The 25,067-nt window shown below is 69.8% G+C and carries 26 protein-coding genes; 8 read left to right on the forward strand and 18 right to left on the reverse strand.

Features of this window, described 5'->3' with window-relative positions:
• Positions 1-10: 10 nt before the first annotated feature.
• From BM009_RS15975 to BM009_RS15990, 4 genes are all read right to left on the reverse strand, one after another.
• Complete coding sequence (locus BM009_RS15975; RefSeq protein ID WP_093297704.1) at positions 11-1,375, reverse strand: protein arginine N-methyltransferase; 1,365 nt, start codon at positions 1,373-1,375, stop codon at positions 11-13.
• Positions 1,376-1,630: 255 nt separating this feature from the next.
• Positions 1,631-2,920 (reverse strand): OmpP1/FadL family transporter, encoded by a 1,290-nt coding sequence (locus tag BM009_RS15980; RefSeq protein ID WP_093297706.1) that lies wholly within the window; start codon positions 2,918-2,920, stop codon positions 1,631-1,633.
• A 48-nt stretch (positions 2,921-2,968) separates the two neighbouring features.
• Positions 2,969-3,376, reverse strand: coding sequence for a DUF2147 domain-containing protein (locus BM009_RS15985; RefSeq protein WP_093297707.1), 408 nt, complete (start codon positions 3,374-3,376; stop codon positions 2,969-2,971).
• 157 nt (positions 3,377-3,533) lie between these two features.
• Positions 3,534-4,259 (reverse strand): S8 family peptidase, encoded by a 726-nt coding sequence (locus BM009_RS15990; RefSeq protein WP_093297709.1) that lies wholly within the window; start codon positions 4,257-4,259, stop codon positions 3,534-3,536.
• 132 nt (positions 4,260-4,391) lie between these two features.
• Here BM009_RS15990 and ybaK point away from each other — a divergent pair, with 132 nt between their 5' ends.
• The gene (gene ybaK / locus BM009_RS15995) at positions 4,392-4,865 is read left to right on the forward strand and encodes a Cys-tRNA(Pro) deacylase (protein ID WP_093297710.1); all 474 of its coding nucleotides are present in this window, start codon (positions 4,392-4,394) and stop codon (positions 4,863-4,865) included.
• A gap of 3 nt (positions 4,866-4,868) precedes the next feature.
• Here ybaK and BM009_RS16000 read toward each other — a convergent pair whose 3' ends face one another.
• The 4 genes from BM009_RS16000 to BM009_RS16015 are packed head-to-tail and all read right to left on the reverse strand — an operon-like array spanning position 4,869 to position 7,987.
• Complete coding sequence (locus BM009_RS16000; RefSeq protein WP_093297712.1) at positions 4,869-5,465, reverse strand: hypothetical protein; 597 nt, start codon at positions 5,463-5,465, stop codon at positions 4,869-4,871.
• Between the two features lie 52 nt (positions 5,466-5,517).
• A complete protein-coding gene (locus BM009_RS16005) occupies positions 5,518-6,405 on the reverse strand; it encodes a type II secretion system minor pseudopilin (protein WP_093297713.1) in 888 nt (295 codons plus the stop codon).
• Positions 6,402-6,956 carry a PulJ/GspJ family protein gene (locus tag BM009_RS16010; RefSeq protein ID WP_093297715.1) on the reverse strand — a complete coding sequence of 185 codons (555 nt, stop codon included), beginning with the start codon at positions 6,954-6,956 and terminating at the stop codon, positions 6,402-6,404. Before BM009_RS16010 ends, BM009_RS16005 begins: the two co-directional genes overlap by 4 nt.
• Positions 6,953-7,987, reverse strand: coding sequence for an ABC transporter substrate-binding protein (locus tag BM009_RS16015; RefSeq protein ID WP_093297716.1), 1,035 nt, complete (start codon positions 7,985-7,987; stop codon positions 6,953-6,955). The genes BM009_RS16010 and BM009_RS16015 overlap by 4 nt, the downstream gene beginning before the upstream one ends.
• A gap of 83 nt (positions 7,988-8,070) precedes the next feature.
• On the opposite strand from BM009_RS16015, the gene BM009_RS16020 reads away from it, so the two are divergent.
• Entirely contained in the window at positions 8,071-8,703 is a 633-nt protein-coding gene (locus BM009_RS16020; RefSeq protein ID WP_093297718.1) for a hypothetical protein, read from the forward strand.
• Between the two features lie 48 nt (positions 8,704-8,751).
• Here BM009_RS16020 and BM009_RS16025 read toward each other — a convergent pair whose 3' ends face one another.
• The 4 genes from BM009_RS16025 to gspL all read right to left on the reverse strand — a co-directional run bounded on the left by BM009_RS16025 (position 8,752) and on the right by gspL (position 13,209).
• Entirely contained in the window at positions 8,752-9,978 is a 1,227-nt protein-coding gene (locus BM009_RS16025; RefSeq protein ID WP_093297719.1) for a type II secretion system F family protein, read from the reverse strand.
• A gap of 155 nt (positions 9,979-10,133) precedes the next feature.
• Positions 10,134-11,600: a type II secretion system ATPase GspE gene (gene gspE / locus BM009_RS16030; protein ID WP_093297720.1), complete on the reverse strand. Its 1,467-nt coding sequence runs from the start codon at positions 11,598-11,600 to the stop codon at positions 10,134-10,136.
• Positions 11,597-12,097, reverse strand: coding sequence for a type II secretion system protein GspM (gene gspM, locus BM009_RS16035; RefSeq protein WP_093297722.1), 501 nt, complete (start codon positions 12,095-12,097; stop codon positions 11,597-11,599). The genes gspE and gspM overlap by 4 nt, the downstream gene beginning before the upstream one ends.
• Positions 12,094-13,209 (reverse strand): type II secretion system protein GspL, encoded by a 1,116-nt coding sequence (gene gspL, locus BM009_RS16040; RefSeq protein WP_093297723.1) that lies wholly within the window; start codon positions 13,207-13,209, stop codon positions 12,094-12,096. The genes gspM and gspL overlap by 4 nt, the downstream gene beginning before the upstream one ends.
• 33 nt (positions 13,210-13,242) lie before the next feature.
• On the opposite strand from gspL, the gene gspG reads away from it, so the two are divergent.
• Genes gspG through gspD form a run of 5 tightly spaced genes read left to right on the forward strand, consistent with a single transcriptional unit; the run spans position 13,243 to position 17,487 of the window.
• A complete protein-coding gene (gene gspG / locus BM009_RS16045; RefSeq protein ID WP_093297724.1) occupies positions 13,243-13,725 on the forward strand; it encodes a type II secretion system major pseudopilin GspG in 483 nt (160 codons plus the stop codon).
• On the forward strand, positions 13,725-14,228 hold the full coding sequence (locus BM009_RS16050) for a GspH/FimT family pseudopilin (protein WP_254772313.1): 504 nt from the start codon (positions 13,725-13,727) through the stop codon (positions 14,226-14,228). Before gspG ends, BM009_RS16050 begins: the two co-directional genes overlap by 1 nt.
• Complete coding sequence (gene gspI / locus BM009_RS16055; RefSeq protein ID WP_093297728.1) at positions 14,225-14,575, forward strand: type II secretion system minor pseudopilin GspI; 351 nt, start codon at positions 14,225-14,227, stop codon at positions 14,573-14,575. The genes BM009_RS16050 and gspI overlap by 4 nt, the downstream gene beginning before the upstream one ends.
• On the forward strand, positions 14,572-15,366 hold the full coding sequence (locus tag BM009_RS16060; protein ID WP_093297729.1) for a type II secretion system protein N: 795 nt from the start codon (positions 14,572-14,574) through the stop codon (positions 15,364-15,366). Before gspI ends, BM009_RS16060 begins: the two co-directional genes overlap by 4 nt.
• Before the next feature lie 15 nt (positions 15,367-15,381).
• A complete protein-coding gene (gspD, locus tag BM009_RS16065) occupies positions 15,382-17,487 on the forward strand; it encodes a type II secretion system secretin GspD (RefSeq protein WP_254772314.1) in 2,106 nt (701 codons plus the stop codon).
• Here gspD and BM009_RS16070 read toward each other — a convergent pair.
• The 3 genes from BM009_RS16070 to BM009_RS16080 are packed head-to-tail and all read right to left on the reverse strand — an operon-like array spanning position 17,481 to position 18,915.
• A complete protein-coding gene (locus tag BM009_RS16070) occupies positions 17,481-17,912 on the reverse strand; it encodes a hypothetical protein (RefSeq protein ID WP_093297730.1) in 432 nt (143 codons plus the stop codon). The genes gspD and BM009_RS16070 overlap by 7 nt on opposite strands.
• Positions 17,909-18,364 carry a hypothetical protein gene (locus tag BM009_RS16075; RefSeq protein WP_093297731.1) on the reverse strand — a complete coding sequence of 152 codons (456 nt, stop codon included), beginning with the start codon at positions 18,362-18,364 and terminating at the stop codon, positions 17,909-17,911. The genes BM009_RS16070 and BM009_RS16075 overlap by 4 nt, the downstream gene beginning before the upstream one ends.
• Positions 18,361-18,915, reverse strand: a complete 555-nt coding sequence (locus tag BM009_RS16080) for a hypothetical protein (protein WP_093297732.1) — start codon at positions 18,913-18,915, stop codon at positions 18,361-18,363. Before BM009_RS16080 ends, BM009_RS16075 begins: the two co-directional genes overlap by 4 nt.
• Positions 18,916-19,075: 160 nt before the next feature.
• Here BM009_RS16080 and BM009_RS16085 point away from each other — a divergent pair, with 160 nt between their 5' ends.
• Positions 19,076-21,553: a PhoX family protein gene (locus BM009_RS16085; RefSeq protein WP_175488073.1), complete on the forward strand. Its 2,478-nt coding sequence runs from the start codon at positions 19,076-19,078 to the stop codon at positions 21,551-21,553.
• Between the two features lie 80 nt (positions 21,554-21,633).
• Here the strand turns inward: BM009_RS16085 and BM009_RS16090 are convergent, their stop codons facing one another.
• The 3 genes from BM009_RS16090 to BM009_RS16100 form a co-directional block, all read right to left on the reverse strand.
• A complete protein-coding gene (locus BM009_RS16090; protein WP_254772315.1) occupies positions 21,634-22,005 on the reverse strand; it encodes a hypothetical protein in 372 nt (123 codons plus the stop codon).
• A gap of 106 nt (positions 22,006-22,111) precedes the next feature.
• Entirely contained in the window at positions 22,112-23,422 is a 1,311-nt protein-coding gene (locus BM009_RS16095; protein ID WP_093297734.1) for an amidohydrolase family protein, read from the reverse strand.
• Entirely contained in the window at positions 23,419-24,819 is a 1,401-nt protein-coding gene (locus tag BM009_RS16100; RefSeq protein WP_093297735.1) for an amidohydrolase, read from the reverse strand. Before BM009_RS16100 ends, BM009_RS16095 begins: the two co-directional genes overlap by 4 nt.
• Positions 24,820-25,067: the final 248 nt, after the last annotated feature.

Consider the following 25,067-nt stretch of genomic DNA (forward strand, 5'->3'; position numbering starts at 1 on the left):
CCTACGGGCCTCACCCGCTTTCGAGCGGCATCAGGATCAGCGTGATCCGGTCATGGCCGACGGCGATGTCGAGCGTCTCGCCCGCCGTCACTTCGATCGGCGCAGGGAAGCTGTGCAGCACCTGCAGCCAGCCGCCATCATGATAGCCGTCCGGATGGTTGTCGAAGGTCACGCCTTCCCACAGATCGATGTGCATCCACTGGACGATGCCGATCGCCCGGCCGCTGGCGGTCACCGGAATGCGCAGGCGTGCGAGTGTCGCGTCATGCTTCTTCTGCGTGAGGTCCAGCCGCACCAGCTCCAGATCGTCGGAGAGCCGCTGCCAGCCGGTCATCGTGCCGTGGATCGGCAGGCGCTGCGGCGCGAAGGCGGTGAAGGCCGAGAGGTCGAACCCCGATACGTTGCTTACAAAGGCATAGTCGGCGAGATTGTCGCTGGCGACGAGGCAGCCCACCGCCGTCGCCGCCCGCGGGATGACGATCGCGTCGGGCGCCAGCAGGCGGCGATGCGCGTCCTCGAAAGTATCGAGCACCTTTTCGGTCAGCAGGTCGCTCGACAGGATTTCGGAGACCAGGATGTCCGCGGGCCCATCCAGCTCGGCACCGATCGCCAATTCGGTCGAGGGCTTGGCGTGGACGGTGATGCGATCGGCATAGCCGTTCTGCGCGACGATGGTCTGCGCCATCTCGGCGATCAGCGGCTCCATCTCGCAGGCGACGACCTTCCGCGCCCCTGCCCGCGCCGCCATCAGCGACAGCAGCCCGCTGCCCGCGCCGATGTCGAGCACCCGCGCGTCCGGCCTGGCGACCGCGATCGCCGCCCGGATCGCCGCTTCGAACGCATCGTTGCGCGGCGTGTCGTTCATCATCGGGATGTGCCAGAAGGGCACCGCGCCCGAGCCCAGGCGCCGGACCTGATGCTGCAGGTGGAGATTGCCCGGCTGGAGCACGAGCGCGCGGCGGAAGAGCCGCAGCGCCTCGAGGTTGCGGCCGACATCGGCGAGCACCACGGCGAGGTTGCCCAACGCCGTGGGATTGTCGGGATCGAGCGCGCAGGCGCGCTCCAGCGGCGCAATGGCTTCGTCGCTGCGGCCGAGCCAGTGGAGCGTCAGCCCCTTTTCGTGCAGCGCAACGGCATGATCGGGCTCGACCGCGAGCAGTTCGTCCCAGGCGGCCAGTGCATCCTCGGGGCGCGAGAGCCGGCCGAGCAGGCCGGCGAGCAACGGCAGGATCTCCACCGCACGATAGCCATGCGCGAGCGCCGCGCGGTAGCGTGCCTCGGCCGCCTCCAGATCCCCCTGCTCGTGCAGCGCCATCGCCTCGGCGAGCGCGGTACGGGCCTCGGTCAGGCGATCGGGGGACTCGAGGTCGGTCACGGGAACATCCTTAAGAGCTGGTAACGATACGGGTCGCTCGGGATAGGTGTTCGCAGGGCCGGGCGATAGTCCCTCCATTCAAGCCCCTCCTCCTGGGAGGAGGGGTTGGGGGTGGAGGGATTCCAGAACGCTCGTTGGTCTCTGCGAGACCCTGCCCCACCCCGACCCCTCCCCTGAAGGGGAGGGGCTAGAAAAGCGAAACGCCGCCGGTCTTGGAACCGACGGCGTCGCGCATTCTACCTTGCTATCAACCCGTCAGAACTGCACGCGGCCGCCCAGCGAGAAGACGAACGCCCGCGCATTGCGTAGCTGCCCTTGCGTCAGGATCGTCGAATTCGCCGCGATGGTCGCCTTGTCGATCGACGCGTTGGCGAAGTCGACATAGTTGGCCGCCGCATCGAGCACGATGTTCTGCGTCACCGCATAGGAGCCGCCCGCGCCGAAGTTCCAGCGATTGGCATCCGGCACGCGCGCATCGCGCTGGCCGTCCTGGGTCGGCGTGGTCGCCCGCTGGACGCCGGCGCGGAGCGTCAGCGCCGGCGAGACCATGTAATCGACGCCGCCGGCATAGCTCCAGCTCTCGCGATAATTCTCCGGGATCGCCGTGTTCACCGGCGCGCCGAGGCGGATCGCGTCGAACTTGTCCCAGTTATAGTGCACCACCTGGCCATTGAGCGTCAGCTTGTCGGTGGCGCGCCAGCGTAGGCCGGCGATCTGCTGGGCGGGGGTGTAGAAGTCGGCCTGCACGTCCGACAGCGCGAGGTTGCCGGTCTGGAGCGGCCCGACCAGCCCGCTCACCGTCAGCTCGCCCTTCAGCTTGTGGCGGATGGCGGACTTGTAGCTGAAGCCCGCGGTCACCCGGTCGCTGTGCATCTGGAAGCCGGCGCTCCAGCCCACATCCCAGCCATCGCCCTTCAGCTCCTGACGACCGTCGGGCAGGCTGGCGAGCACGTTGGGCAGCGCGTTGCTGAGGCTGGCATCGGTATATTCGACATTCGCGCCCGCGCCGACGCGCAGCCAGTCGGTCACCGACACCGCAATCGAGGGCTGGATGTCGACGGTGCGCAGCCGGGTCTTGTCGGCGCTGTACCGGGCCCAGCTGCTCGAGGAATAATCGGTGGTGAAGCTGTAGGGCGAGGTCACCGCCAGGCCGATGGCGATGCGGTGGCCGAGCGGCACCGCGACCGCGCCGGAGGGCAGCACGCCGTTGTTGATCGGATTGCGGCTGGTGCTGTCGCCGCCGACCGGGGCGAAGGGCTGGCCGCCGGGGCGGCGGATCAGCGTGCCGGTATCGACCACCTCGCCGCGCGGCAGGATCGCCGCGGCGTTGAGGTTGACTTCGATGCGCTCGGCATCGGCGATCGCGGCGGGGTTCCACCAGAGCGAGGCAGCGCCGGTATCGGCGACTTCACCCGAGAAGGCACGGCCGGCGCCGCGCGCCGACTGTTCCTGCAGGTAGAAGGCCTGGGCATGGGCGGCACCCGCAAAGCCGGCGCTGGCCGCCAGCGTGGTACCGGCGGTGAGGAGGAGATGCAGTTTCTTCATGGTTTTTCTCACGCTACTGGGGTTCGAGAACGGCGCCGTGGCGCAGCGTCAGCGAACCCGGGTCCAGGTCTGGGTACGGCAGAAGGGCTTGAATACGCAGCCGCGCAGCTTGAGCTGGTCGGCACCCGCCAGGGTGATGTCGGCAGTGTAGGTCTTGCCGTCCTCGGCATTGTAGATCTTGCCGCCGCTCCAATTGCCGCCATCGGCAGTGAAGCCGCTCAGGATCTGCATCCCCTTGAGCGGGCGGGTGCGCAACTGCGCATTCGAATTCCTGGTATCGCGTAGATCGGGATTGGTACGCAGCGCGTCCGAGGTGAGGATCCGCCCACAGATCGAAGGACCGCAGCGCTGGATCTCGACGATCGCATTGCGCGTCTGGGTCTTCCAGCGACCTTCGACACCCTCTCCGGCTTGCGGTGCTGCTACCAGCATCGCGACAAGCAAACTTATATACATACTTGTTTTTCCATTATCGCATGTTCCCGCCACGGTTTACCCGCAGCGAGGACAGACCCGGCGCATGTTTACGTTCCAGCCTCTCCTGGGCCGGAACCATACCCGATCCTCAAAGTTCCGCAATAACGGCTTTGTTTCCGAAAATTTTCGCCGGAAATCAGGCGGAGCGGCGGCGGTGGTTGGCGATCCGCCGCGCCGTCTCGATCGGCGCGGCGAAGGAGGTGCCGGTGCCGGTAACCGCACGCCCGTCCGCCAGCGTGGTCGGCACGTCGACGCCGCGCTGCCAGACATAGAGATAGCCCTGCGCCTGCGGCTCGGGCCGATTGGTGCCGGTCCAGGGCTGGCCCGCAGCGTCGAGCGCGCCAACCAGCACCGCATTGGGGAAGCCCTGCCGCGCCATGGCGAGGTTGCCGGGATGCGAGAGGCCGTTATTGCCCGCCGCCAGCACCACCACGATCCCCGCCGATGCCGCGTCGTGCACCGCAGCGGTGATCGCCGGATCGTCGGCCAGCGCAAGCGAGATGTTGATCGCGTCCACCTTTAGGTCGATCGCCTTGCGGATCGCGGCGACGATCGGCGCGGCGCTCGGCTGGCAGGGCGGATTGGCGCCCGGGCGGCAGCCGGCGGGATCGTCGATCCGCAGCGACACGATCGCCACTTCGCCCGCGGCCGCGCGGCTGAGGATGGTGGCGACCATCGTGCCATGGTCGTAGCGCGGGCGGAAGGCGGGCCGATCGGCGCCCGCCATGTCATATTCGGCGATCAGCTTGCCGTGGAGCTCGGGGGTCTCCGCCACGCCGCTGTCGATGATCGCGACGCGCGGCGCCGCCGCCGGCGAGCTTCCCGCAACCGCTGCGAACAATGCCATCCCCAGCAGGCCCATGCCCAGCTCCGCCCATCTTGCCCAACCTGGGGACACGCTAGGCGGCAAGCGTTAACAAGGACTTCATCATGCCCCAGGGCTTGCACGTAGGTCGGCCGCGTGGCACCGGCGCGGATATCGGGGAGCAGCACCATGTCCAAGGCCACCCGCGCCACGCGGATGCTCGAAACGGCGAAGATCGACTTCACCGTGCACAGCTATGCCTATGATCCCGACGCCGACGCGATCGGGCTCCAGGCAGCCGAAGCGCTGGGCGAACCGCCCGCGCGCGTGCTCAAGACGCTGATGGCCAAGGTCGACGGGAAGCCGGTCCTGGCGATCCTGCCCTCGGACCGGCAGGTAGCGATGAAGAAGCTCGCGGCGGCGATCGGCGGCAAATCGGCCGAGATGATGAAGCCGGCGGACGCCGAGCGCCTCTCCGGCTACAAGGTCGGCGGCATCAGCCCGTTCGGCCAGATGAAGGCACTGCCCGCGGTGATCGAGGAAACCGCTGTCAGCGAACCCTATGTCTTTATAAACGGCGGGCAACGCGGCCTGCAGGTGCGCCTCGCCCCGCAGGACGCGGCAAGATTACTCGGCGCAACGGTAACCGGGATCATCGCCTGAGGGTCAGAGTGGCTGCGCGTGCCTCGCGGTGTCATGCAGCAGCGCGACGACATGCTCGAGCAGTGCCGGCCGCCCCTTGGGGCCCTGCACCACGCTGGCATGGACATAGGCATGGACCTTGGCGCGCAGCCGCGCTTCGGCGCGCAACCGCATCCAGTCGCTCGCCGGACCGCCCCGCCCTAGCCCGCCCGCGATCGGCAGGCCTGTCGCCGCGCCGCGCACGAGGCCGGTAAGCGCGGCGCCGCCCGCGGCCGCCCAGTCGCCCAGTTCCTCCATCATGTCGCGCATCAGATTGGCGTCGACCGGCAGCGGCTGCCATTGCAGATGGTGAAAGGCGATCGGCGCCAGCGCGCGATCGGCCTCCTCGATCACCCGCCGCGCCAGCGGCTCGGCGACCTGGCGCACCACCGGCGCGATCCGCGTGGCGACGAAGCGGGTCTGCTCGATCAGCCCGTCGCGCCAATCGGCCTGGGAAAGATCGGCATCGAAGCTCTCGACCAGATCGGCCGCCGCCTGCTGCAGCACCGCCCGCGCCATCGCGACGTGCAGGTCACGCCAGCGGCGGATCTCGCCGCGTCCGAACCAGCGCATCAGCACCATGGGATCCGCCTTCGCATCATCACGGCGATCAGACCAGAAAAGCGGCGCAATCTCAACGACCGCTGCCGAAGGCCGGCACGCCCGGCGGCACCGCGGCGTTGCGCCAACGCTCGACGGGCACCGTCTCCAGCTTGCCCTCCTTGGTCCGCCGCCGCTGGATCAGCGTCGCCTCCTGCTGCGCGGTGCCGCCGATCGTCGCGCGGGTGCGCACCCAGAAGCTGCTCGACTTGAACGAGGTGCCCCAGGGCAGGGTCGCGTGCTGATCGTCGAGGTCCTTGAGCGTCAGGAACCCCTGACGCTTGCGCACCTGGAGCAGCCGGTCGGCGACCAGCGGATCCTTGAACAGCATCTGCATCAGCTCAGGCTCGGCGGCGTTGAGGTTGATGGTGGTGATGCCGGGCAGCGCGGTCACCACCTTCTCCAACCGGTCCGCCACCTTGGGATCGAGCCCGGCGAGCCGCAGCGGGCGCAGATCGGTCACTGGCCCTTGCAGCCGGACATATTGGATCGCCGCCACCACCTGTTCGGGCGGCATCTCGATCTCGTTGGCGATTTCCTGGAGCAGCACCACCGCGCCCGCCTCGCCGCTGCGCACCGAGTTTATGTTGAAACGCCCTTCTGCATCGCCGATCGCGAGATCGAAGGTGCCGCCCTCGATGGGGGCCGCGGTGGCGGCCAGCTTGGCCCAGGGCTCGCGGGCATGGTCGACATCGCCCGCCGTCTCGCCGTCGCGGCGGAGCGCGACCAGCGCGGAAAGCTCGCCGCCCCGCACGACCGACTGCGCCCGCGCCGCCTCGCGCATCCGCAGGCCGCGATCGAGCGCCAGTTCCTCGCGATCGATCATCAGCAGCACCAGGCCGCTGGCGATGGCGACGAACATCAGCACATTGACCAGGATCATGCCGCGCTCGTCGTCGCGGATCGCGCGCGGACGGCTCATTGCTGCTGCGCCTCCTGCGCGCGGAGCGGCAGGGTCACCACGCGGTGGAGCGCCACCGGCGTGCCGCCCGGGCCGCTCGCCTGCAGGTCCAGCGCGATCGCGCGGGGCCAACGGGCCTTGGCCTCCTTGCTGTCGTCCACCGGCCAGCGATCGATCCAGGCGCCGTCCCAAAACCGCCACCGCGCGGTGACGACGCCCGGCAGCAGCAGCTGCGGCGCGGGTGCGGCGCGGACCAGCGTGCCCGCCGCCACGGCATAGCGCACGGTCGTCGCCGTGCCGCCGGTGCCGGGCGCGCTGCGCACGAAGGACAGGCGGTCCGCCCCGCCCTCGATCGTCCCGCTCGCCACCTGGTCGAGATCGCTGGTCAACACGAACATCGTGCGCTGGAGCGCCGCCAGCCGATCCAGCCGCGCCTCGGTGCGCCCGTTGACCCGCAGGATGCCGTCGACCAGCGCCAGCCCCGCCACCGCGATCAGGGCGAACAGCCCGAGCGAGATCATCAGTTCGATCAGCGTGAAGCCGGACTCGCCGGCTTCGGGCCGTCTGGTCACGATCCCGAACTCACCGCGACGCTGGCATAGCCGTCGCGCGAGGCGACCACGATCGCGAAGTCGCGCGCGACCGACCCGTCGGTGCGGAAGCGCACCGGCCCGGTGACGCCATGAAAGCCCTTGGCGTCGACCAGCCCGTTCATGTCCAGCGCGTTCGCCTCGCGCAGCTTGTTCGCCACGCCCGCCGCGTCATAGGCTAGCGCGGTGATCGTGCCCGGGTCGCCGCCATTCTTCGCGGCAAAGGCTTGGGCGAAGGAGGCAAACGCACCCGGATCGGGGCAGGCCAGCCACGCGCCGTCGAGCGCCTCCAGCGAGTCCGGCCGGTTGTCGAGCCCCTGCAGCGTGCCGAGCAACTGCACCCCGCTGCCCTTCAGCGCGCGCGCGGCGGCGAGCACGCCCTCGCCGCTCCCCGGCAGCAGCACCGCATCGGGGGCGTCGCCGGCCTGGGGCAGCGGCTGACCCGGCTTCACCTGCAGCACGCGGAGGGAAAGCCCGATCTCGCTCTCCATCCGCCCGGCGGCGAGGCTGGCGGCGGCGCACCAGGGCGAACCGTCGTCGACCATCACCACCGATCGCACGCCGCGCGTCCGCGCATAGCGGAGCACCGCGCTGGTCACCTGCGCGGCGGTGATGCCGAAGATCCACACGCCTGGCTGGCGCAGTACCGAATCGTTGCTGAAGGATATCACCGGCACCCGGTTCGCCACCGTACTGCCGACCGCGGGCACTTCGGCGGCGGAGAGCGGCCCCAGGATCAGCGCCGGGTGGCGGCGCAGCGCATCGGCGGCGGCCCGCGCCGCGCCCTCGGCGGTGCCGCCGGTATCGAACGTCAGCACATAGTCGGCGTTTTCCGCGAGCAACGCAGCCTGCTGCATGCTACGGCCCAGCCCCGCTCGCGGTCCGTTGAGCGGAAGCAACAGGGCGATCGGACGCTTGTCCTTCTTCTCGCCCGCCCATGCGCTGGAGGAAAACGATGCCGCGGATAGGACGAGGCCCGAGGGCAACAGCCGCAGCAGGGACCGACGGTCCATTGCGAACTCCGGATTCAGCGAATGAGGCACGGCGGCGTCTTATCCTCTTCGCCGGGCTGGGCATAGGGGCCTATGCGCTGGCGATGCTGGCCACCGCACCGGCGAGCCTGCTCGTCCGAAACGTGCCGTGGCGCAGTGGCGTGGCGGGGACGATCTGGAACGGCGAGGTCGGCGTGGCCGGGGGCAGCAAGCTCGAATGGCAGCTGGCGCCGCTCCGCTCGCTGACCAGCCTGGGGCTGGCGGCCGACTGGAAGGCGACCGGGCCGGATACCGATCTGGGCGGCCGCGCACTGGTGCATCTGGGCGGGCGCACGGTGCTGGACCATTTGAGCGGCGCGGCCGATGCCAGCCTGCTCGAGGCGATCCAGCCCGACCTGCCCTTCACCTGCCAGCTGGTGATGCAGGTGGAGATGGCGCGAATCGCGGTACGTGGGGGAAGCCAGATGCTCGACGGCAAGGTGACCACCGATCCCGGCAGCTGCCGCCCCAAGGCGGGCGGCGGTTCGACCGCGGTACCGGCGCTGCTGCTGACGGCCGAGCATGTCGGCCCGCGCACGACGATCCGGCTGACCCCGGCGACACAGCGCCGGCAGGTATTGCTGGACGCGGTGCTCGGCGAGGACGGCACGCTCGACCTCGGCATGAGCAAGGACGGCGCCGCGGCGCTGCCGTTCGTCGGCCTGCCCGGCGGGGCAAGGATCCAGGGCAAGATGTGACCTAAAAGCCCTCTCCCACTTGCGGGAGAGGGCTTTTAGGGACTTTGATCACACCCCCACCAGGTTGTTGAGGTTGATGATCGGCAGCAGGATCGCGAGCACCATCAGCAGCACCAGCCCGCCCATCACCAGCAGCACCAGCGGCTCCACCAGCGCGACCAGCGTCGAGACCAGCGCGTCCAGCTCGCGCTCCAGCTCTCCCGAGGCGCGGCCGAGCGCTGGCGCGAGCTTGCCCGAGCTCTCGCCCGAGGCGACGATCGCGACGAGCATCGACGGGAAGATCTCCGCCTCCTGCATCGCCGCGCGCAGGCTGATCCCCTCGCGCACCCGCATCGCGACGCCCATCGCCTTTTCGCGGACGAAATGGTTGGGCGTCACGGCGGCGGCGGCGTGCAGCGCCTCGACCAGCGGCACCGCGCTGCCCACCAGCGTGGCGAGGCTGCCGGCGAAGCGCGCGGCGTTCATCTGCCGGCTGAAGCGGCGGAACGGGCGGCGCTCGGCGAAGAAGCGGTGGACGCGCAAGCGGTTGGCCGGCACCCGCATCCACCGCCCGAACCCGACGATGCCGAGGCCGATCGCGATCAGCAGGTACAGCCCGAAGCCCTGCAGAAACGCACTGATCGCGATCAGCGCGCGGGTGAGCAGCGGCAGATCGGCCCCGCGCGACACGAACACCTTCACGATGTCCGGCACGACATAGACCATCAGCAGCACCATCATGCCGAACGATACCAGCGCGAGCAGCGCCGGATAGAGCAGCGCGAGCTGCAGCTTCTGGCCGTTGGCCTGGCGGTTCTCGACGAACTCGGCGAGGTGGTTGAGCACGTCGGTCAGCCGGCCCGAGGCCTCGCCCGCCGCCACCGAGGCGCGGTAGAATTCCGGGAACGCCTTGGGATGTTGCGCGAGCGCGGCGGCGAAGCTGCGCCCGTCGAGAATCGCGCCGCGCACGTCGAGCAGCAGCGAGCTTACCGCCGGCTGCTCGGACTGGCTGGCGACGAGCCGCAGCGCTTCCTCGATCGCGATGTCGGAGCCGACCAGCGTCGAGATCTGCCGGGTGACGGTGGCGAGCGCGCGGGCGCTCACCCCGCTGCGGCCGAAGCGTGGGAGGGTGATCGACCCGATCGAGCGGCCGCGCTCGGCGGCGGGCTCGACCGAGAGCGGCAGCAGCGCCTGCTCGCGCAGCAGCGCGCGGGCTGCGGCGGGGCTGGAGGCTTCGATCACGCCGCGCTTGGCGGCGCCGGTGCGATCCGCCGCGCGATAGGCGAAGGCGGGCATTCAGATCCTCCCCTGCAAGGGGAGGGGGACCGCGCCGAAGGCGTGGTGGAGGGGTGTCCCGGCCGAAATCGAGATACTAAGCCCCCAGCGGTGACACCCCTCCGTCGCGCTGACGCGCGCCACCTCCCCTTCCAGGGGAGGATTGCAGCGTGGCCTCACGCCTCGTCCCTCACGACGCGGGCGACTTCCTCGACCGTAGTCACCCCGGCCTGGAGCTTCGCCACGCCATCGTCGAGCAGGCTCGGATTGTCCGCCCGCGCGTGGCGCTCGATCTCCGCCTCGCTCGCGCCGTCGTGGATCAGCTTCTGGAATGCGTCGTCGATCGCGACGACCTCGTACAGCCCCGCCCGCCCGCGATAGCCTTCGTCATGGCACTGGTCGCAGCCGACCGCGCGCCACACCGGCGCCCCCACCAGCAGCGCACCGCCGAGCAGCAGCGAATCCGCCTCGCTCGCCGCGTCTTCGCGTCGGCAGGTCGGGCACAGCCGCCGCACGAGCCGCTGCGCGCACAGCCCGACGACCATCGGCGCGAGCAGATAGCGCTCCACTCCCATGTCGATCAGCCGGGTCACCGATCCCACCGCGCTGTTGGTGTGGAGCGTCGACAGCACGAAATGCCCGGTCATCGCCGAGCGCACCGCTACCTGCGCGGTTTCCTGGTCGCGGATCTCGCCGACCATGATCACGTCCGGGTCCTGGCGCAGAATCGCGCGCAGCCCGCGGGCGAAGGTCATGTCGGTGCGCGGGTTGACCTGGGTCTGCGCGACGCCGGGCAGCTCATATTCGATCGGGTCCTCGACCGTCATCACGTTGCGCTTGCGATCGTTGAGCCGGGTAAGCGCGGTGTAGAGCGTCGTCGTCTTGCCCGAACCGGTCGGCCCGGTGACGAGCAGGATGCCGTGCGGCCGTTCGAGCAGCCGCCCGAACACCGCCTGGTCGCGGTCGCTCATGCCGAGGCCGGACAGGTCGAGCTTGAGCGAGCCCTTCTCCAGCAGACGCAGCACCACGCGCTCGCCATGCTGGGTCGGGATGGTCGAGACACGCGCATCGACGTCATGCCCGCCGATGCGCAGCGTCACGCGACCGTCCTGCGGCACGCGCCGCTCGGCGATGTCGAGCTTGGCCATCACCTTGATGCGGCTGACCAGCAGCGGCGCCAGCGCGCGCGGCGGCTCGATCATGTCACGCAGTACGCCGTCGACGCGGAAGCGGACTACCAGGCGCTTTTCCTGCGTCTCGACATGCACGTCCGACGCGCCTTCCTTCACCGCCTCCATGAGGAGCGCGTTGATAAGGCGAATCACCGGCGCATCGTCGCGGGTATCGAGCAGGTCGTCGACGCTCGCCGCGCTGTCAGCCAGTGCCGCGAGGTCCATATCGCCTAGGTCGATATCGGCGGCGGCGCCCCCTGCCCCGCCATAGGCCTGGCCCAGCGCGGTATCGAAGGCCGCGCCTTCCAGCTTCACGAAGCGCGCGCCGGGCGCCAGCCGCTGGACCTCCAGCAGCCCGTCGAGCGGCGCATCGGCGCGGTGGACGCATTCGATCCCCTCCGGCGTCTCGCGGAGCAGCACGCCGTGGCGGCGGGCAAAGCTATAGGGCAGGGTCGGCACGTCGAGGATCATTGGGCGAGCTCCACGGTGGCGGAGACATGGCCCGGCACACCAAGTCGCTGCAAGGTGACGCTGCGGACGCGCAAGTCACTGGTTGTTGTCACGTCCGCCAGCCAGTGGACCAGCGAGTCATAGCTCGCATCCGCCACGCTCGCGCGCACGCCGCCGGCGACCGGCGCGGTGGTCAGCGCCACACCGAACGCGCCGGCGGACTGGATGGCGATCACCTCCGGCGCGCCGGTGCGCCGCTGCGGTTTTACCGAACTCAGCGAGCCTGCCGCGCGGATGCGGGCGTTGAGCGTCTCATAGGTGCGGATATCGGCCAGCGCCGAGGCCCGCGCGCCCTGGATCGGCTTCACCACGCCGTAGATCAGCACGATCACCACGAGGAAGACGGCGAGGCCGGCGAGCATCGCCCGCTCGCGCGGGCTGCGGCCTTGCCACCAGTTGCCGGTGCGGGAGAGGCCGGCGTCGAGCGTCGGCAGCTGGGTACGAAGGAAATCGCTCATGCCGCGCTCGCCGTAATACGGATCGAGCCGTCTGGCGAGGCCGTCGCCTGCCCTTGGATCCGCGCGGCACGCAACGCCTCGGCGATCCGCGCCGCAAGATCGGGCGCACCGGGGTCGCACTCCATCGTCAGCACGCTGCCCTCATAGCGTACCACGCGCACGGCGATGCTGCCCGCGAGCGGATTGAGCGCGGAGGACAGCCGCGCCAGCAGCGGCACGAAGCGATCGGGTGCGCGCGCCGATCCGGTCGGCAGCAGGTCCGTGACCTTGGCTTTCAGATCGCCGGTCAAGTCGGTGCCGGGCGCCGCCACCGAGACCAGCGTACGAGTCTCCGCAGCCCGTCGATCTGCGATACTGCGGAGCATTAGCGCGTCACCGCCCGCGATTGCGACATGGGCCGCCGCACCGATTCCGAGGATCCAGCCGAGCCGTCGCCAGCCACTCGACACCCCTTCCCGCCGCGCCGCGAAGGCGCCCTGCCGGAGATCCAGTTCGGCCACTGCGACTTCTGCCCGCGCCTCTTCGTCGCGCAGATCGGGTGTCGTGGCATATGCCTGAAGATCGCTTCCGAGCGGCTCGCCGAGATGGTGGATGCGCGGCCGCCCGGCCGCTTCCCACGCCGAACCGAGCAAGGCCGCGGGCAGCGCGAAGCCGGTGCCGTCGGCGGCGAGCACCAGCGCGCGGCCGTTGCGCACCTCCACCGCCCAGCCCTCGGCCGGGCGCGGCAGCAGCAGCACGTCGGGCACCATCGGCGCGGCACCCAGTCCGTTCGCCTCCGCAAGCGCGACCCATTCGGCCATCGTCTCCGCGCGCACGACGCCGACCAGATAGCGGTTTGGCGCATCTGTCGGATTCGGTCGAGCGCCGAGCGCCAGATGGAGCGACTCGATCGGCTCGGCGACCTGGTCCTCGATCGCAAAGGGCAGCGCCGCCAGCCGGCGGGCGCGATTCGGCAACGGCAGGTCGATGGCGAGCAGCCGTACCCGCTCGGTCGGCACGAGGATGGTTGCGGGTCCCTCTGCGGAGACTATGATCAGGCGGTCGCCCGCCAGCGTCCACACACCCCCGGCGTGCGGCGGCGGCAGGTCCGGCGTTCGGGCGCCGTGTGTCACAGAAGCTTCATGGGTGGGACGCATGAGGCAGGGATGCGCATAAGTTTGAAACCATTTTGTGACATCGCATCGCAGCGCGCCCCGCGCAAGCTCCGCCGGATCGGCGAGCATGAAGCTGGGCTGACGCTGATCGAGATGCTCATCGTTCTCGTGATCATCGCCGTGGTCGCGGGCCTCATCACCGCAAACGTGATCAACCGCCCCGACGAGGCGCGGGTGACCACCACCAAGGGCAGCATCTCCAGCATCGAAGGCGCGCTGAAGATGTACCGCCTCGACAATGGCGACTACCCGACGACCGACCAAGGCCTGAAGGCACTGGTGGAAAAGCCCACCATTCCGCCGGTGCCGGCGAACTGGGCGCAAGGCGGCTATCTCTCCGCCCCGCCGCTCGACGCCTGGGGCAAGCCGTACGAGTACAAGTCCGAAGGCGGCGGCTTCACGATCCGCTCGTTCGGCAAGGACGGTAAGCCGGGTGGCGAAGGCGTCGACGCCGATATCGAAGGCAAGGGCTGATGCTGCATGGGGGGGGCGACAGCGCTGCGCGTCACGCCTCCCAAACCGGCATGACGCTGATCGAGATGCTGATCGTCCTCGCGATCATCGGCGTCGCCGCCGGGGCGGTGACGCTGGGGATCGGCGCGGCCACCCGCAAGCCAAGCGTCGAATCGGAAGCCCGCCGACTCGCCTCGCGGCTGCAGGCGGCGGCCGACGACGCGATGCTTGGCGATCGGCTGGTCGCCTTCACCGCGGAGAAGCACGGCTATGGCTTCGCGACGATCGGCACGAACGGCCGGATGGCCGCGCGTACCGAGGGCGCGCTCGCCCCGCACACCCTGCCCGGCGGCATCACCCTGACGCTCGACACCCGCCCGCCCGTGGTGCTCGGCGTCGACGGATCGGGCAAGCCGATGACCGCATCGATCGACAATGGCAGCCAGCGCTGGCTGGTCCGCTATGACGGGCTGACCGCCACCGCCCTTCCCGCCCAGACGCCTGCGCCGACGAAACCCCGATGAGCGACGACCGCGGCTTCTCGCTGATCGAGGCGCTGGTGGCGCTGGCGGTGCTCGCCATCGCCACGGTGGGGCTGATGCGCACGGTGCAGACCCATATCGATTCGACCCGCGGCGTCGAGCGCCGCGCCGCCGCGATGTGGGTGGCCGAGAATCGGCTCGCCGAGCTGGAGGCCGGGATCGCGAGCGATAGCCAGGTGGAGATGCTCGGCGAACGCTGGCGCATCGCGGTCGACAAGCGCAGCACCCAGGATCCGGAAATCGTCCGCGTCCGCATCAACGTGTTTCCGCTCGCCGAGAAGACGCCGCTTGCATCGCTCGACGGCTTCGTGGACGGACGCAGGGGATGACCCGCTTCGCCTTCACCCCGCGCCAGACCCGCACCGCGCTCGACCTGCTGACCGGCGCGATGGTTGTCTCGGTCGCCGTGGCGCTCGCCGGGCTTACCTGGCGAATCGCGGGCCATGCCGGCACCGGGGCGATCACCGTGCCCTCGGGCCGCAGCGGCCCCGCCGTCGCGCCGGACATGGCACCGGCGATCGCGCTCGCGCCGTTCGGCAAGACCATGGTGGTCGATGCACCGCAGCCGACCCAGCTGCCGCTGGAGCTGAAGGGCATCGTCGCGGCAATCCCGGCCGATCTCTCGACCGCCTTCATCGCCGTGAGCGGCGCGCCGGCCACCGGCTTCCGCGTCGGCCAGCAAATCGAGGGCGCGACGATCGCGGCGATCCAGCGTGACCGGGTGCTGTTCGACAATGGCGGCCGCCGCGAGTTCCTCGCTTTCCCCGATCCCAGCCTCTCGCCCGAGCAGCGGCAGGCCGCAGCCGCCGCCGCCCCCGCAGGCGAGGCGCCCCCGCCGGGGGCCGGCCCGGGTCTGCCGCCGCCGCCCGAACTCCCGGGCAACAGCGCCGCCGCGCTGCAGAAGCTCGGCGCCACCCAGACCGCCGACGGCTTCCGCATCGGCGCCAACGGGCCGCCGGGGATGCAGCCGGGCGACGTGATCACCTCGGTCAACGGCACCCAGATGACCGATACCCAGGCGGCCAATGCCGCCTTCGCCGCCGCGCAGGCCGCCGGCTCGGCCACGATCCAGATATTGCGCGACGGGCGGCGGATCACGCTGACCGTCCCGCTGCGCTAGATGAGAGAAAACCGCGTGAAGATTCGCCCCGCCCTCGCCTGCCTCGCGCTTGCGCCGATGCTCCTGGATCCGGTGCTGGTCGCCGCCCAGACCGCCGCTGCGCCGCAGGACGCCGCCGATGTGGTGATCAACATGCGTGGGGTGGAGATCGCCGACGTCGCCGACCAGATCTCGCGCATCACCGGCCGCACGCTGATCCTCGATCCCGCGGTGAAGGGGGTGGTGACCGTCACCTCGTCGAGCCCGCTGACCCCGAACGGGGTGTGGGACCTGTTCCAGTCGGTGCTGCGCGCCAATGGCTATGCGGCCGTGCGCTCGGGCCGCGCCTGGCGCGTGGTGCCCGCCGCCAATGCGGTGCGCGACGGCGGGCTGCCCGCCCGCGGCATCGCCGGGCAGGAGCTGATGACGCGGATGGTCCGGCTCTCCAACGTGCCCGCGGCCGATGCCGCGCGCATCGCCCGGCCGCTGGTGGCGAGCTTCGGCAGCGTCGAGCCGCTGACCGCACCCAACGCCGTCGTCATCACCGACTATGCCGACAATGTCCGCCGGATCGAATCGATCATCCGCCAGCTCGACGGCGGCGGCGGGGCAACCTTCGCGGCGATCGCGCTGAAGAACGGCAGCGCGCCCGCGGTCGCGCAGGCGGTGCAGAACGTGCTGGGCGGCGACCAGGGCGGCGGCACCCGCGTCGCCGCGGACGAGCGCAGCAACACCGTGATCCTGCGCGGCACCCCCGCCTCGGTGACCGAGGGCCGCCGCATCGTCGCCTCGCTCGACCTGCCGGGCGGCTCGACCCCGATCACCCGCATGTTCCGGCTCAACTATGCCGATGCCGAAACGGTGACCGACGTGCTGCGCGGCGTGCTCGGCCTGGGCGACAGCACCGACAATCCGGTGGCCAACAGCCTCTCCAACAGCACCAGCAACCCCTTCTCCCGCCTTGCCTCGCAGAGCAGCCTGTCCAGCGGCGCGGCCGGCATCGCCGGTCTCGCCGGCGCCACCGGTGCGACGAACGGCACGAACGGTACGAGCGGCACCGGCGTGCAGGCAGCGACCGGCACCACCACGCCGACGATGCAGTCGACCACGCCGAAGACGCCCAAGGGCTTCTCCACCCCCGATCTGACGGTGCAGCCCGCGCCCGAGCTCAACGCGATCGTCATCCGCGGTGCACCCAGCGCGATCGCCTCGATCGAGCCGCTGATCCGCGATCTCGACGTGCGCCGCCCGCAGGTGCTGATCGAAGCCGCCATCGCCGAGATCACCGGCGACGATGCCGAGGCACTGGCGGTGCAGCTCGGCACCAGCGGCGCGGTGCTCGACAAGGTCACCGGCGCCGGCACCTCGTTCAACGCAGGCGGCGCATCGCTCGGCGCGATCCTCACCGCACTGGGCGTGCCCGCCGGATCGCTGCTCGGCACGGGCGCCAGCGGCCTGACCGCCAATTTCAAGATCGGCGACGATTTCTCCGTGCTGCTCCAGGCGCTGGGCACCTCCACCCGCGCCAACCTGCTGTCGACGCCGCAGATCACCGTGCTGGACAATGTGGCGGGCGAATTCATCGCGGGCCAGAACGTGCCGTTCGTCACCGGCTCGATCCTCACCAACTCCAGCTCGGCGACGCCGTACAACACGATCGAGCGCAAGGATGTGGGCATTACGCTCCGCGTGCTGCCGCGGATCAACGCGGGCGACACGATCCGCCTTCAGGTGAACCAGGAAGCCTCCGCGATCGCCAGCACCACCGTGTCGCAGGCGTCCGACATCATCACCAACAAGCGCGCGATCAACACCACCGTGCTCGCCGACAACGGCTCGACGATCGTGCTGGGCGGCCTCACCGCCGACGATTACCAGGACACCCGCCAGCAGGTCCCGATCCTGGGCAACATCCCGCTGATCGGCGAGCTGTTCAAGAGCCGGAAGGAACAGCGCCAGAAGCGCACATTGTTCATCTTCCTCAAGCCGACGATCCTGCGCGACGGTGCCGATGCGAGCGCGGCGACCAAGGACCGCTATGCGCGCCTCCGTGCCGACGAACTGGATAACGCCAAGCGCAACAGCCTGCTGCTCGCGCCCCCGCCCGCGCGGCTGAAGGTGGAGATCGACGGGATCTACTGAGCGGCCGGCTCGGGATCGGCGGCGGGCAGCGGCACCCGCGCCCGCTGCCCGCCCCGGCTGAACAGTGCCGCGTCGATCGACAGCGATTCCAGCCGCCAGCCATCGACGCTGTCGCCGATCGCCAGGCTGCGGCTGGTCCCCTGCGCGGTGCGGACCAGCGCCACCGCATCGCTGCCCAGCCGCCCGACGATCCCGGTCAGTTGCGGGGCGTCGGCGGGGAGCGCGGCGCTCTCGGCGGCGGGCGCGGTGAACAGCGGCCGGTCGAAGACATGGGTGAGCGGCGGTTCGGCGGGCGCGCTCAGCGGCGGCAATGCGTGGGGCGTTCGGATCGTCGGCGTCGCGCTCGGCTGCAGCAGCGCGATCGGCAGCGCGACTGCCGCCAGCGCCGCTGCGCTCAAGGCAAGGATCTGCGCGCGCGGGATCATCGCACTGCTCCGATCAGCACGCCGCTGAGGCGCACGCCGCCGCCTTCCGCGGTTTCGACACGCCAGCTCCGGAAGCGCAACAGCGGCCGCTCGCGCTCGATCGCATCGGCGAGCGCGAGCACCGCCTTTTCCGGGCCCGAGACGCGAAGCTGCACCATCACCAGCGGCGCTGGCGCGGCCGTCGGCGCGAGCGCTTCGACCAGCACGCCGCCGCCATGGGCCAGTCGGTCAATGCGCGCGCGGATCGCCGCCGGCGCGTCTGCAGCCGCGAAGGCAAAGTCGGGCTTGAGAACCGGCGCACCCGATGCCGGCGCCGCCATTGCAGCAACGGCCGACGCCCGGGCCGCCCTTGCCTTGGCGAGACGCCCGAGCGTAGACCCGGTCCATGGCGCGAGCAGCGCGGCGAGCAGCAGCCCGATCAGCACGCCATAGAGGATCGGCCGCCGGCTCATGGCGCCACCTGTCGCAGCAGCACCAGCGTCCGCCCCTCGCCTTCGTGCTGCCGAACGTCGCGCAGCCCGGCCAGGGCGGGCACCCGGCGCAGCGCGCTGCGCAGCGCGTCGGGATCGCTGACCGAAACTTCGAGCACCAGCGCACCGTCGGCGCTGCGCTCGGCACGGACCAATGCCGCATCGGCAGGCAGGGCCGCCGCCACGCGGTCGAGCAGCGCCGTCGGCCCCGGCCGCAGCATCGCGGCAGAAAGCATCCCGTGGACCGCCGCGCGTCGCTGCTCGGTGATACGGCGCGGCGCCAGCGTCGCGTCCAGCCGGGTCGTCTCGCGCTCCGCGGCATTGGCCAGCAGCGTGGCGCCCGCCAGCGTGGCGAGCGGGCCTGCCACGATCAGCCCCGCCAGTACCGGGGTCACCCAGCGGCGACCGGCAGCTTCCGGCGCGTCGTGACCCGCCCTGCGCGGCAGCCGGCGCCGCGCGCGCGCCCAGCCGCCCAGCCGCGCGGCAAGGCTCGGCGGCGGCGAGGGATCGCTATGTCCGGCGTCCATGGTCATCCGGCTGCGCTTAGCTCCGGATGCCACCTTGGCAAGTGTCACATGATCGCCGCGGTTGCGCCGCCGATCCGTCACGCAAACTGCATCACCGTTTCACACGCGGTCCCCATGGGCGGGCATCAACCGGGATCTGCATGCCCGGCCAACAGAGGGGACCCCAATGACCGATCTGATCGAGTCGCCGTTCGGCTATAGCGATGGCGATGTGGACACCAATCGCAGCGACGCCGTAACGCTCAACGAACTCGCCGACCAGCGCTATTCGCGCCGCACCCTGCTGCGCGGCTCGAGCGCGATCGTCGCCGCGACGATGGGCGGCACGCTGCTGGCGGCGTGCGACAACAAGGTATCGACCGGAGACGGTGATACGCCGCCGGCGGTGAACGCAGGCGCTGCCACCACCACCAATTCGGGCCGTACCGTCACGCTCGTCGCGACCGCCACCGACGACAAGGGTGTCGCATCGATCGCCTGGACGCAGACCGGCGGCCCGGCCGTCACCCTCAAGGATCCCGCCACCCGCAATCCCACCTTCATCGCGCCGATCGTCTCGACCGACACGGTACTGACCTTCCAGTTCGCCGCGACCGACACCGCCGGCAAGATCAGCAGCGCCACGACCACCGTGACGGTCAGCCCGGCGACGCTGGGCTTTACCGCCGTCGCCAAGAACAAGCTCGACGTCGTCACCGTGCCCGCCGGCTACACCGTCGGCGTGATCAATCGCACCGGCGATCCGATCGCGGCGGGCGTGCCGGCCTACAAGAATGACGGCACCGACACCAATTTCGCCCAGCGCATCGGCGATCATGGCGACGCGCTCTACTGGTACGGCCTGAGCGCGGACGGCACGGCGCGCGACGCGACCAGCTCGACCCGCGGTCTGCTCGTGCAGAACCACGAGAACATCAACCGACAGTATCTGCACGTCGCCGGCCCGACCAGCGTCGGCGGCGCCCGCCCCGAAGCCGAAGCGCAGAAGGAAATCGACTGCCACGGCGTGTCGGTCACCGAAGCCGGCGAAGGCGCCAACCGCGCGTGGAGCGTGAAGCAGGATTCGCGCTACAACCGCCGCATCACGCCCGGCACGCCGATGGTGTTCAACGGCCCGGCCAAGGGCTCGGACCTGCTCAAGACCGTCTATTCGCCGACCGGCGTGGCGGGTCGCGGCACGATCAACAACTGCGCCAACGGCACCACGCCCTGGGGCACCGCGATCACCTGCGAAGAGAATTGGGCGGGCTATTTCCTGCGCAGCGGTGACAATGCGAACCGCAGCACCAAGGAACTGACCGCGCTCAGCCGCTACGGCGTGACCAGCACCACGGGCAACAACGAGTGGTCGACCGTCGTCGCCAGCGACCCGGCGAACACGCTGTTCCGCCGCTGGGATGCCCGCGCCGGCACCGGCACCGCGACCGACGACTTCCGCAACGAGCCGAACCAGTTCGGCTGGGTCGTCGAGATCGATCCGTATTCGCCGACCTCGACGCCGCGCAAGCGCACCGCGCTCGGCCGTCTCGGCCATGAAGGCTGCTGGCCCGGCGCCTTCGTCGTCGGCAAGAAGCCGGCCTGGTACATGGGCGACGACTCCCGCCGCGAATATATCTACAAGTTCGTCTCGGCGACAGCATGGGTCGCGGCCGATGCCACTGCCACCGATCGCCTGGCGATGGGCGACAAGTACATGGACGCCGGCACGCTCTACGTCGCCAAGTTCGCCGCCGACGGCACCGGCACCTGGCTGCCGCTGGTGTTCGGCCAGAACGGCATCGACGGCAGCAACGCCGCCTATGCCTTTGCCGACCAGGCTGACGTGCTGGTCAACGCCCGCCTCGCCGCCGATGCGGTGGGCGCGACGCCGATGGATCGTCCGGAATGGACCGCGGTCAACCCGGTCACCGGCGAGATCTATGTCACGCTGACCAACAACACTGCCGCCGGCCGTCCGCTGAACGGCACCGACGCGGCCAATCCGCGCCACTATAACGATCCCAAGGGGTCCGCGCAGACCGCCAATTACGGCAATCCGAACGGCCATGTCATCCGCATGAAGGAGGCCAATACCGAGGCGACCAGCTTCACCTGGGACATCTACGCCTTCGGTGCGGGCGCGGACCTCGACAAGACCAACATCAACCTCTCGTCGCTCGACGAGAGCAACGACTTCTCCAGCCCCGACGGCATGGCGTTCGCACGCTCGAGCCATGCCGGCGGCCAGGGCAAGCCGCTGATGTGGCTGCAGACCGACGACAGCGCCTATACCGACGTGACCAACTGCATGATGCTCGCCGCCCAGCCGGGCACGGTGGGCGACGGCGGCGCGCGGACGATCACCAACACCGGCTCGGGCGGCGCGACCGCCACCCAGGCGACCCGCATCGGCGCGGCGCCGGGCGCCAATCTGCGCCGCTTCCTCGTCGGCCCGATCGAGTGCGAGATCACCGGCGTGGATTCGACGCCGGATGGCCGTACGCTGTTCGTCGGCATCCAGCACCCGGGCGAGGAAGGCACGCCCGCAGCGCCGTCGAGCCACTGGCCGGACAGCCAGGCCGGCGGCACCGTCGCCGCGACCGTGCGCCCGCGCTCGGCGGTGGCGGTGATCACCAAGAATGACGGCGGTGTCGTCGGCCTCTGAGGCCGGGCGCTGCCCGAAAGGAAAAGGGGAGGCCCCGCGGCCTCCCCTTTTTTGTCACTCGGCGCAAGAACGCTGCGTCGTCACCGATCGGTGCGACTGACGATCTTGGCGGTGCCGTCAGGCGTGATGGTGACCATATGGGCGACGCCGCCGCTGCAATTGGCACGCCACATCGGGCTGCCGTCCTGGTCGTCCAAGCGCTGCGAGCTTTCGACATGGTCGCACTTCAGCCCGGCATCCATGATCGCGCGGATGAACACGACGTTGCGCTGCGCGTCGTTCATCGCGATCACCTCGGCCGCGACATTGTTGCCGACCGCGCCGTTCTCGACCACGGCGTTCGCCTCGGCTGCATTGTCCGCCGCGACGTTGCCGGTCGCCTTGCCGCCCTGGTGGCATGCCGCCAGCGCCAGCGCCGCGAGGGTGGGGAGAAGGATATGTTTCCGCATCATTCGATACTCCTGATCGCCCGGCGCGCGCATCCCGCTGCGCCCGGCCCGTTCCACCTGACCGCCCAAGTTTTCGCGATCGTGAAGGTTCCGTATTGAACGCGTCTGATCAGCGTTGATACGCCTTGGGCAGTGCGCCTTCCTCCGGCTTCCAGTAGCGATCGCGCAGCCGGGTCTGGCGGGTGGTGAGCGGCTGCTCGATCCCGTCGACATACAGCTTCACCGGCATGCTGCCGATTTCCAGCGGATCGCCGTCCCACACCACCACGTCACCGGCGCGGCCGGCCTTGAGCGAGCCATATGCCTCGCCCATGCCCATTGCCTCGGCGGGCTTGGAACTGATCGCCGCGAAGGCAGCATCCCAGCTCAGCCCGGTGGCACCCGGCACACGGGTGAGCGCCACCAGATTGCCGGCGAACTGCTTCTCCAGCCGTGCCTGGCGCGCCTCGTCGTCGTTGATCGTGCCGACGCCGACGAGCACGCCCGCCGCCTCCATCCGGCCGATGTTCGACTGGGTGGCGGCCAGCTGCTCGAAGCTCGCGGGCAGATCGTTGAGCGCGTTGGCGAGCACCGGCACGCCGGCGGCAGCGATGTCCCGGGCCACGGTCCAGCCCTCGGTCGCGCCGACCAGCACCAGCTTCAGCCCCGGTGTCTCGCGCTTGAGCTGGAGCAGCACCAGGATGTCCGACGCCCGTTCGACATGGACGAGCAGCGGCACCTTGCCCTGCACCACCGCCGCCAGCGCCTCGGCATCGGCGCGGGTGAGGAGTGCATCCTTGCCGCGGTCCGCGAAGCTTGCGGGTTTGCGGGCATAGTCGCGCGCTTCCAGCATCGCATTGCGGAGCATCGCGATCGCCGCGGGGCGGCTGCCCCCTGCAACGCGGCCGCCGCTTTCGCCATATTCCATGAATTGGAAGGCGCGCGGACGCGCGACGGCGTGGAGGTCGCTCCGCGTGTCGATCACCGCGCCCTGGCCGGCGAAGATCGAGCCCTTGCTGACGTCCGGCGCGACCACGGCGCGGGTGACGCCGTCCGCCCGGTTGATCGCGATCGGCGTCGCCCGCGGGTTGACTGCAGGCGTCACGTCCAACGCGGCGTTGAACGGCGAGCTGCCGGCGGCCGCATCGTTGGTCACACCGACGCCGTCGACCTCGACGATGCCCATCCGCGTGAAGCCGGCGAAGATGCCCGGCGTCACATAGCGCCCGGCGGCATCGACCACCGCCACACCGGCCGGCACCGCAACGCCGCGGCCCGCCGCGACGACCTTGCCGCCGCGCACCACCACCGTGCCGCCCTCGACGGGGGCCGAACCGTCGCCGATCACCAGCTTGGCATTGGTGATCGCCACATCCTGCGCCATCGCAGGAGCCGCGAGCGCCACGCAGGCCGCCGCGGCGAGAAACAGGGTCTTCTTCACTTCACATCCCCCTCGCCCGGCTGGCCGAGCTCGAAATCGGAAACCGGACGGCGCTTGGGATCCTTGGCATCGTAGAGCAGCGCCCCGTCGACCCACACCATCTCCGGCCGGGTGTAGACGCTGAACGGATTGCCGTTCCACAGCACCACGTCCGCCATCTTGCCCGGCTTCAGGCTGCCGGTCCTGTCGGCGATGCCCAGCGCGATCGCCGGATTGATCGCCAGCCATTTCCAGGCGGTCGCCTCGGAGACGTCGAAGCCGCTGCGGATCGCCGAGGCGCGTGCCTTGGCGACTTCCTGGTTGAGCCGCTGGATGCCGTTGGCGTCGTCCGAATGGATCATCGCGCAGGCGCCCTCCTTCTCCAGGATGGCAAGGTTCTCCGGTACCGCGTCGTAGGATTCCATCTTGAAGCCGTACCAGTCCGCCCAGACGGCGGCGCAGGTGTTGTTGGCCTTCAGCAGATCGGCGATCTTGTAGGCTTCCACCGCATGGTGAAATGCCGAGACATGGTAGCCGAACTCCTTCGCCATATCGAGGACGTTGGCCATTTCGTCGGCGCGGTAGCAGTGGTTCTGCACGCGGATCTCGCCATCGAGCACGCCGCGCAGCGTGTCCATCGCGATGTCCCTGCCGGGTGCCTCGCCGCCGTCCTTCTCGTACTTGTCCCATTTGCGCTTGTACTCGGCCGCCTTGGCCCAGGTCTGGCGGTCGACGGCGATGTTGCCCATCCGGGTAGAGGGCTCACGGCCGCGGCTGCCATAGACGCGCTTGGGGTTCTCGCCGCACGCCATCTTCAGGCCATAGGGCGCGCCGGGGAACTTCATCCCCTGCATCGTCCGCGCATAGACGTTCTTGAGCACCACCGATCGGCCGCCGAACAGATTGGCGGAGCCGGGCAGGATCTGCAGCGTGGTCACGCCGCCATTGACGAGCGCGCGGCTGAACCCCGGATCCTGCGGCCACACACTATGCTCGGCCCAGACATCGGCGGTGACCGGCGAGGTCGCCTCGTTGCCGTCGGAGAGTGCATCGACGCCCGGCGAAGGATAGTCGCCGAGATGGCTGTGGATATCGATCACGCCGGGCGTGACATATTTCCCCTGCCCGTCGATCACGGTCACGCCGGCATCGGCGGCGAGGTTCTGCCCGACGGCGACGATCTTGCCGTCGCGGAACAGCACCGCGCCCTTGTCGATCCGGCCGCCCTCGCCGTCGAGGATCGTGACGTTGGTCACCAGCGTCGGCACCCCCGGATAGGGCCGGTAGGTGGAGGGATAGGGATCATGGTTGTACCCCTTCCCCAGCCCGGGCCCCTTTTGCGCGGGCGTAGAGGAGGCGCTGGCGGGCTTGCCGCCGCTTCCCCCGCAGGCGGTTAGGGCGACGCAGGCGGCCGCCATGGCGAAGCTTCGGATCAAGCGTGACTCCCTGATGTTCTCGTGATGGTCCCCGCCTAATTGATTGCCGTGCCCAGGGCTTTTGGCAAGCACCCGCGCGGCACAGATGCCGGAATCGACGGAATTCCGTGCATCTCCCTATGGCTTTTCGTGTAAAATTAACCGATGCTGAGTAGATCGTGGCCTCGGCTTCGACCTGTGCAGGGGCAGGTGGTTTGCACGTTGGAAGAATAGATCAATACTCGGCAAGC

The sequence above is a fragment of the Sphingomonas sp. NFR04 genome (assembly GCF_900114095.1).
Classification (GTDB): Bacteria; Pseudomonadota; Alphaproteobacteria; order Sphingomonadales; family Sphingomonadaceae; genus Sphingomonas.

Coding starts and splice junctions, on each gene's coding strand:
- BM009_RS15980 (WP_093297706.1), bottom strand. CDS start 2,920: ATGAAGAAACTGCATCTCCTCCTCACCGCCGGTACCACGCTGGCGGCC.
- BM009_RS15985 (WP_093297707.1), bottom strand. CDS start 3,376: ATGTATATAAGTTTGCTTGTCGCGATGCTGGTAGCAGCACCGCAAGCC.
- BM009_RS15990 (WP_093297709.1), bottom strand. CDS start 4,259: ATGGGCCTGCTGGGGATGGCATTGTTCGCAGCGGTTGCGGGAAGCTCG.
- ybaK (WP_093297710.1), top strand. CDS start 4,392: ATGTCCAAGGCCACCCGCGCCACGCGGATGCTCGAAACGGCGAAGATC.
- BM009_RS16000 (WP_093297712.1), bottom strand. CDS start 5,465: ATGGTGCTGATGCGCTGGTTCGGACGCGGCGAGATCCGCCGCTGGCGT.
- BM009_RS16005 (WP_093297713.1), bottom strand. CDS start 6,405: ATGAGCCGTCCGCGCGCGATCCGCGACGACGAGCGCGGCATGATCCTG.
- BM009_RS16015 (WP_093297716.1), bottom strand. CDS start 7,987: ATGGACCGTCGGTCCCTGCTGCGGCTGTTGCCCTCGGGCCTCGTCCTA.
- BM009_RS16020 (WP_093297718.1), top strand. CDS start 8,071: ATGCTGGCCACCGCACCGGCGAGCCTGCTCGTCCGAAACGTGCCGTGG.
- BM009_RS16025 (WP_093297719.1), bottom strand. CDS start 9,978: ATGCCCGCCTTCGCCTATCGCGCGGCGGATCGCACCGGCGCCGCCAAG.
- gspE (WP_093297720.1), bottom strand. CDS start 11,600: ATGATCCTCGACGTGCCGACCCTGCCCTATAGCTTTGCCCGCCGCCAC.
- gspM (WP_093297722.1), bottom strand. CDS start 12,097: ATGAGCGATTTCCTTCGTACCCAGCTGCCGACGCTCGACGCCGGCCTC.
- gspG (WP_093297724.1), top strand. CDS start 13,243: ATGCGCATAAGTTTGAAACCATTTTGTGACATCGCATCGCAGCGCGCC.
- BM009_RS16050 (WP_254772313.1), top strand. CDS start 13,725: ATGCTGCATGGGGGGGGCGACAGCGCTGCGCGTCACGCCTCCCAAACC.
- gspI (WP_093297728.1), top strand. CDS start 14,225: ATGAGCGACGACCGCGGCTTCTCGCTGATCGAGGCGCTGGTGGCGCTG.
- BM009_RS16060 (WP_093297729.1), top strand. CDS start 14,572: ATGACCCGCTTCGCCTTCACCCCGCGCCAGACCCGCACCGCGCTCGAC.
- BM009_RS16070 (WP_093297730.1), bottom strand. CDS start 17,912: ATGATCCCGCGCGCGCAGATCCTTGCCTTGAGCGCAGCGGCGCTGGCG.
- BM009_RS16075 (WP_093297731.1), bottom strand. CDS start 18,364: ATGAGCCGGCGGCCGATCCTCTATGGCGTGCTGATCGGGCTGCTGCTC.
- BM009_RS16080 (WP_093297732.1), bottom strand. CDS start 18,915: ATGACCATGGACGCCGGACATAGCGATCCCTCGCCGCCGCCGAGCCTT.
- BM009_RS16085 (WP_175488073.1), top strand. CDS start 19,076: ATGACCGATCTGATCGAGTCGCCGTTCGGCTATAGCGATGGCGATGTG.
- BM009_RS16090 (WP_254772315.1), bottom strand. CDS start 22,005: ATGATGCGGAAACATATCCTTCTCCCCACCCTCGCGGCGCTGGCGCTG.
- BM009_RS16100 (WP_093297735.1), bottom strand. CDS start 24,819: ATGGCGGCCGCCTGCGTCGCCCTAACCGCCTGCGGGGGAAGCGGCGGC.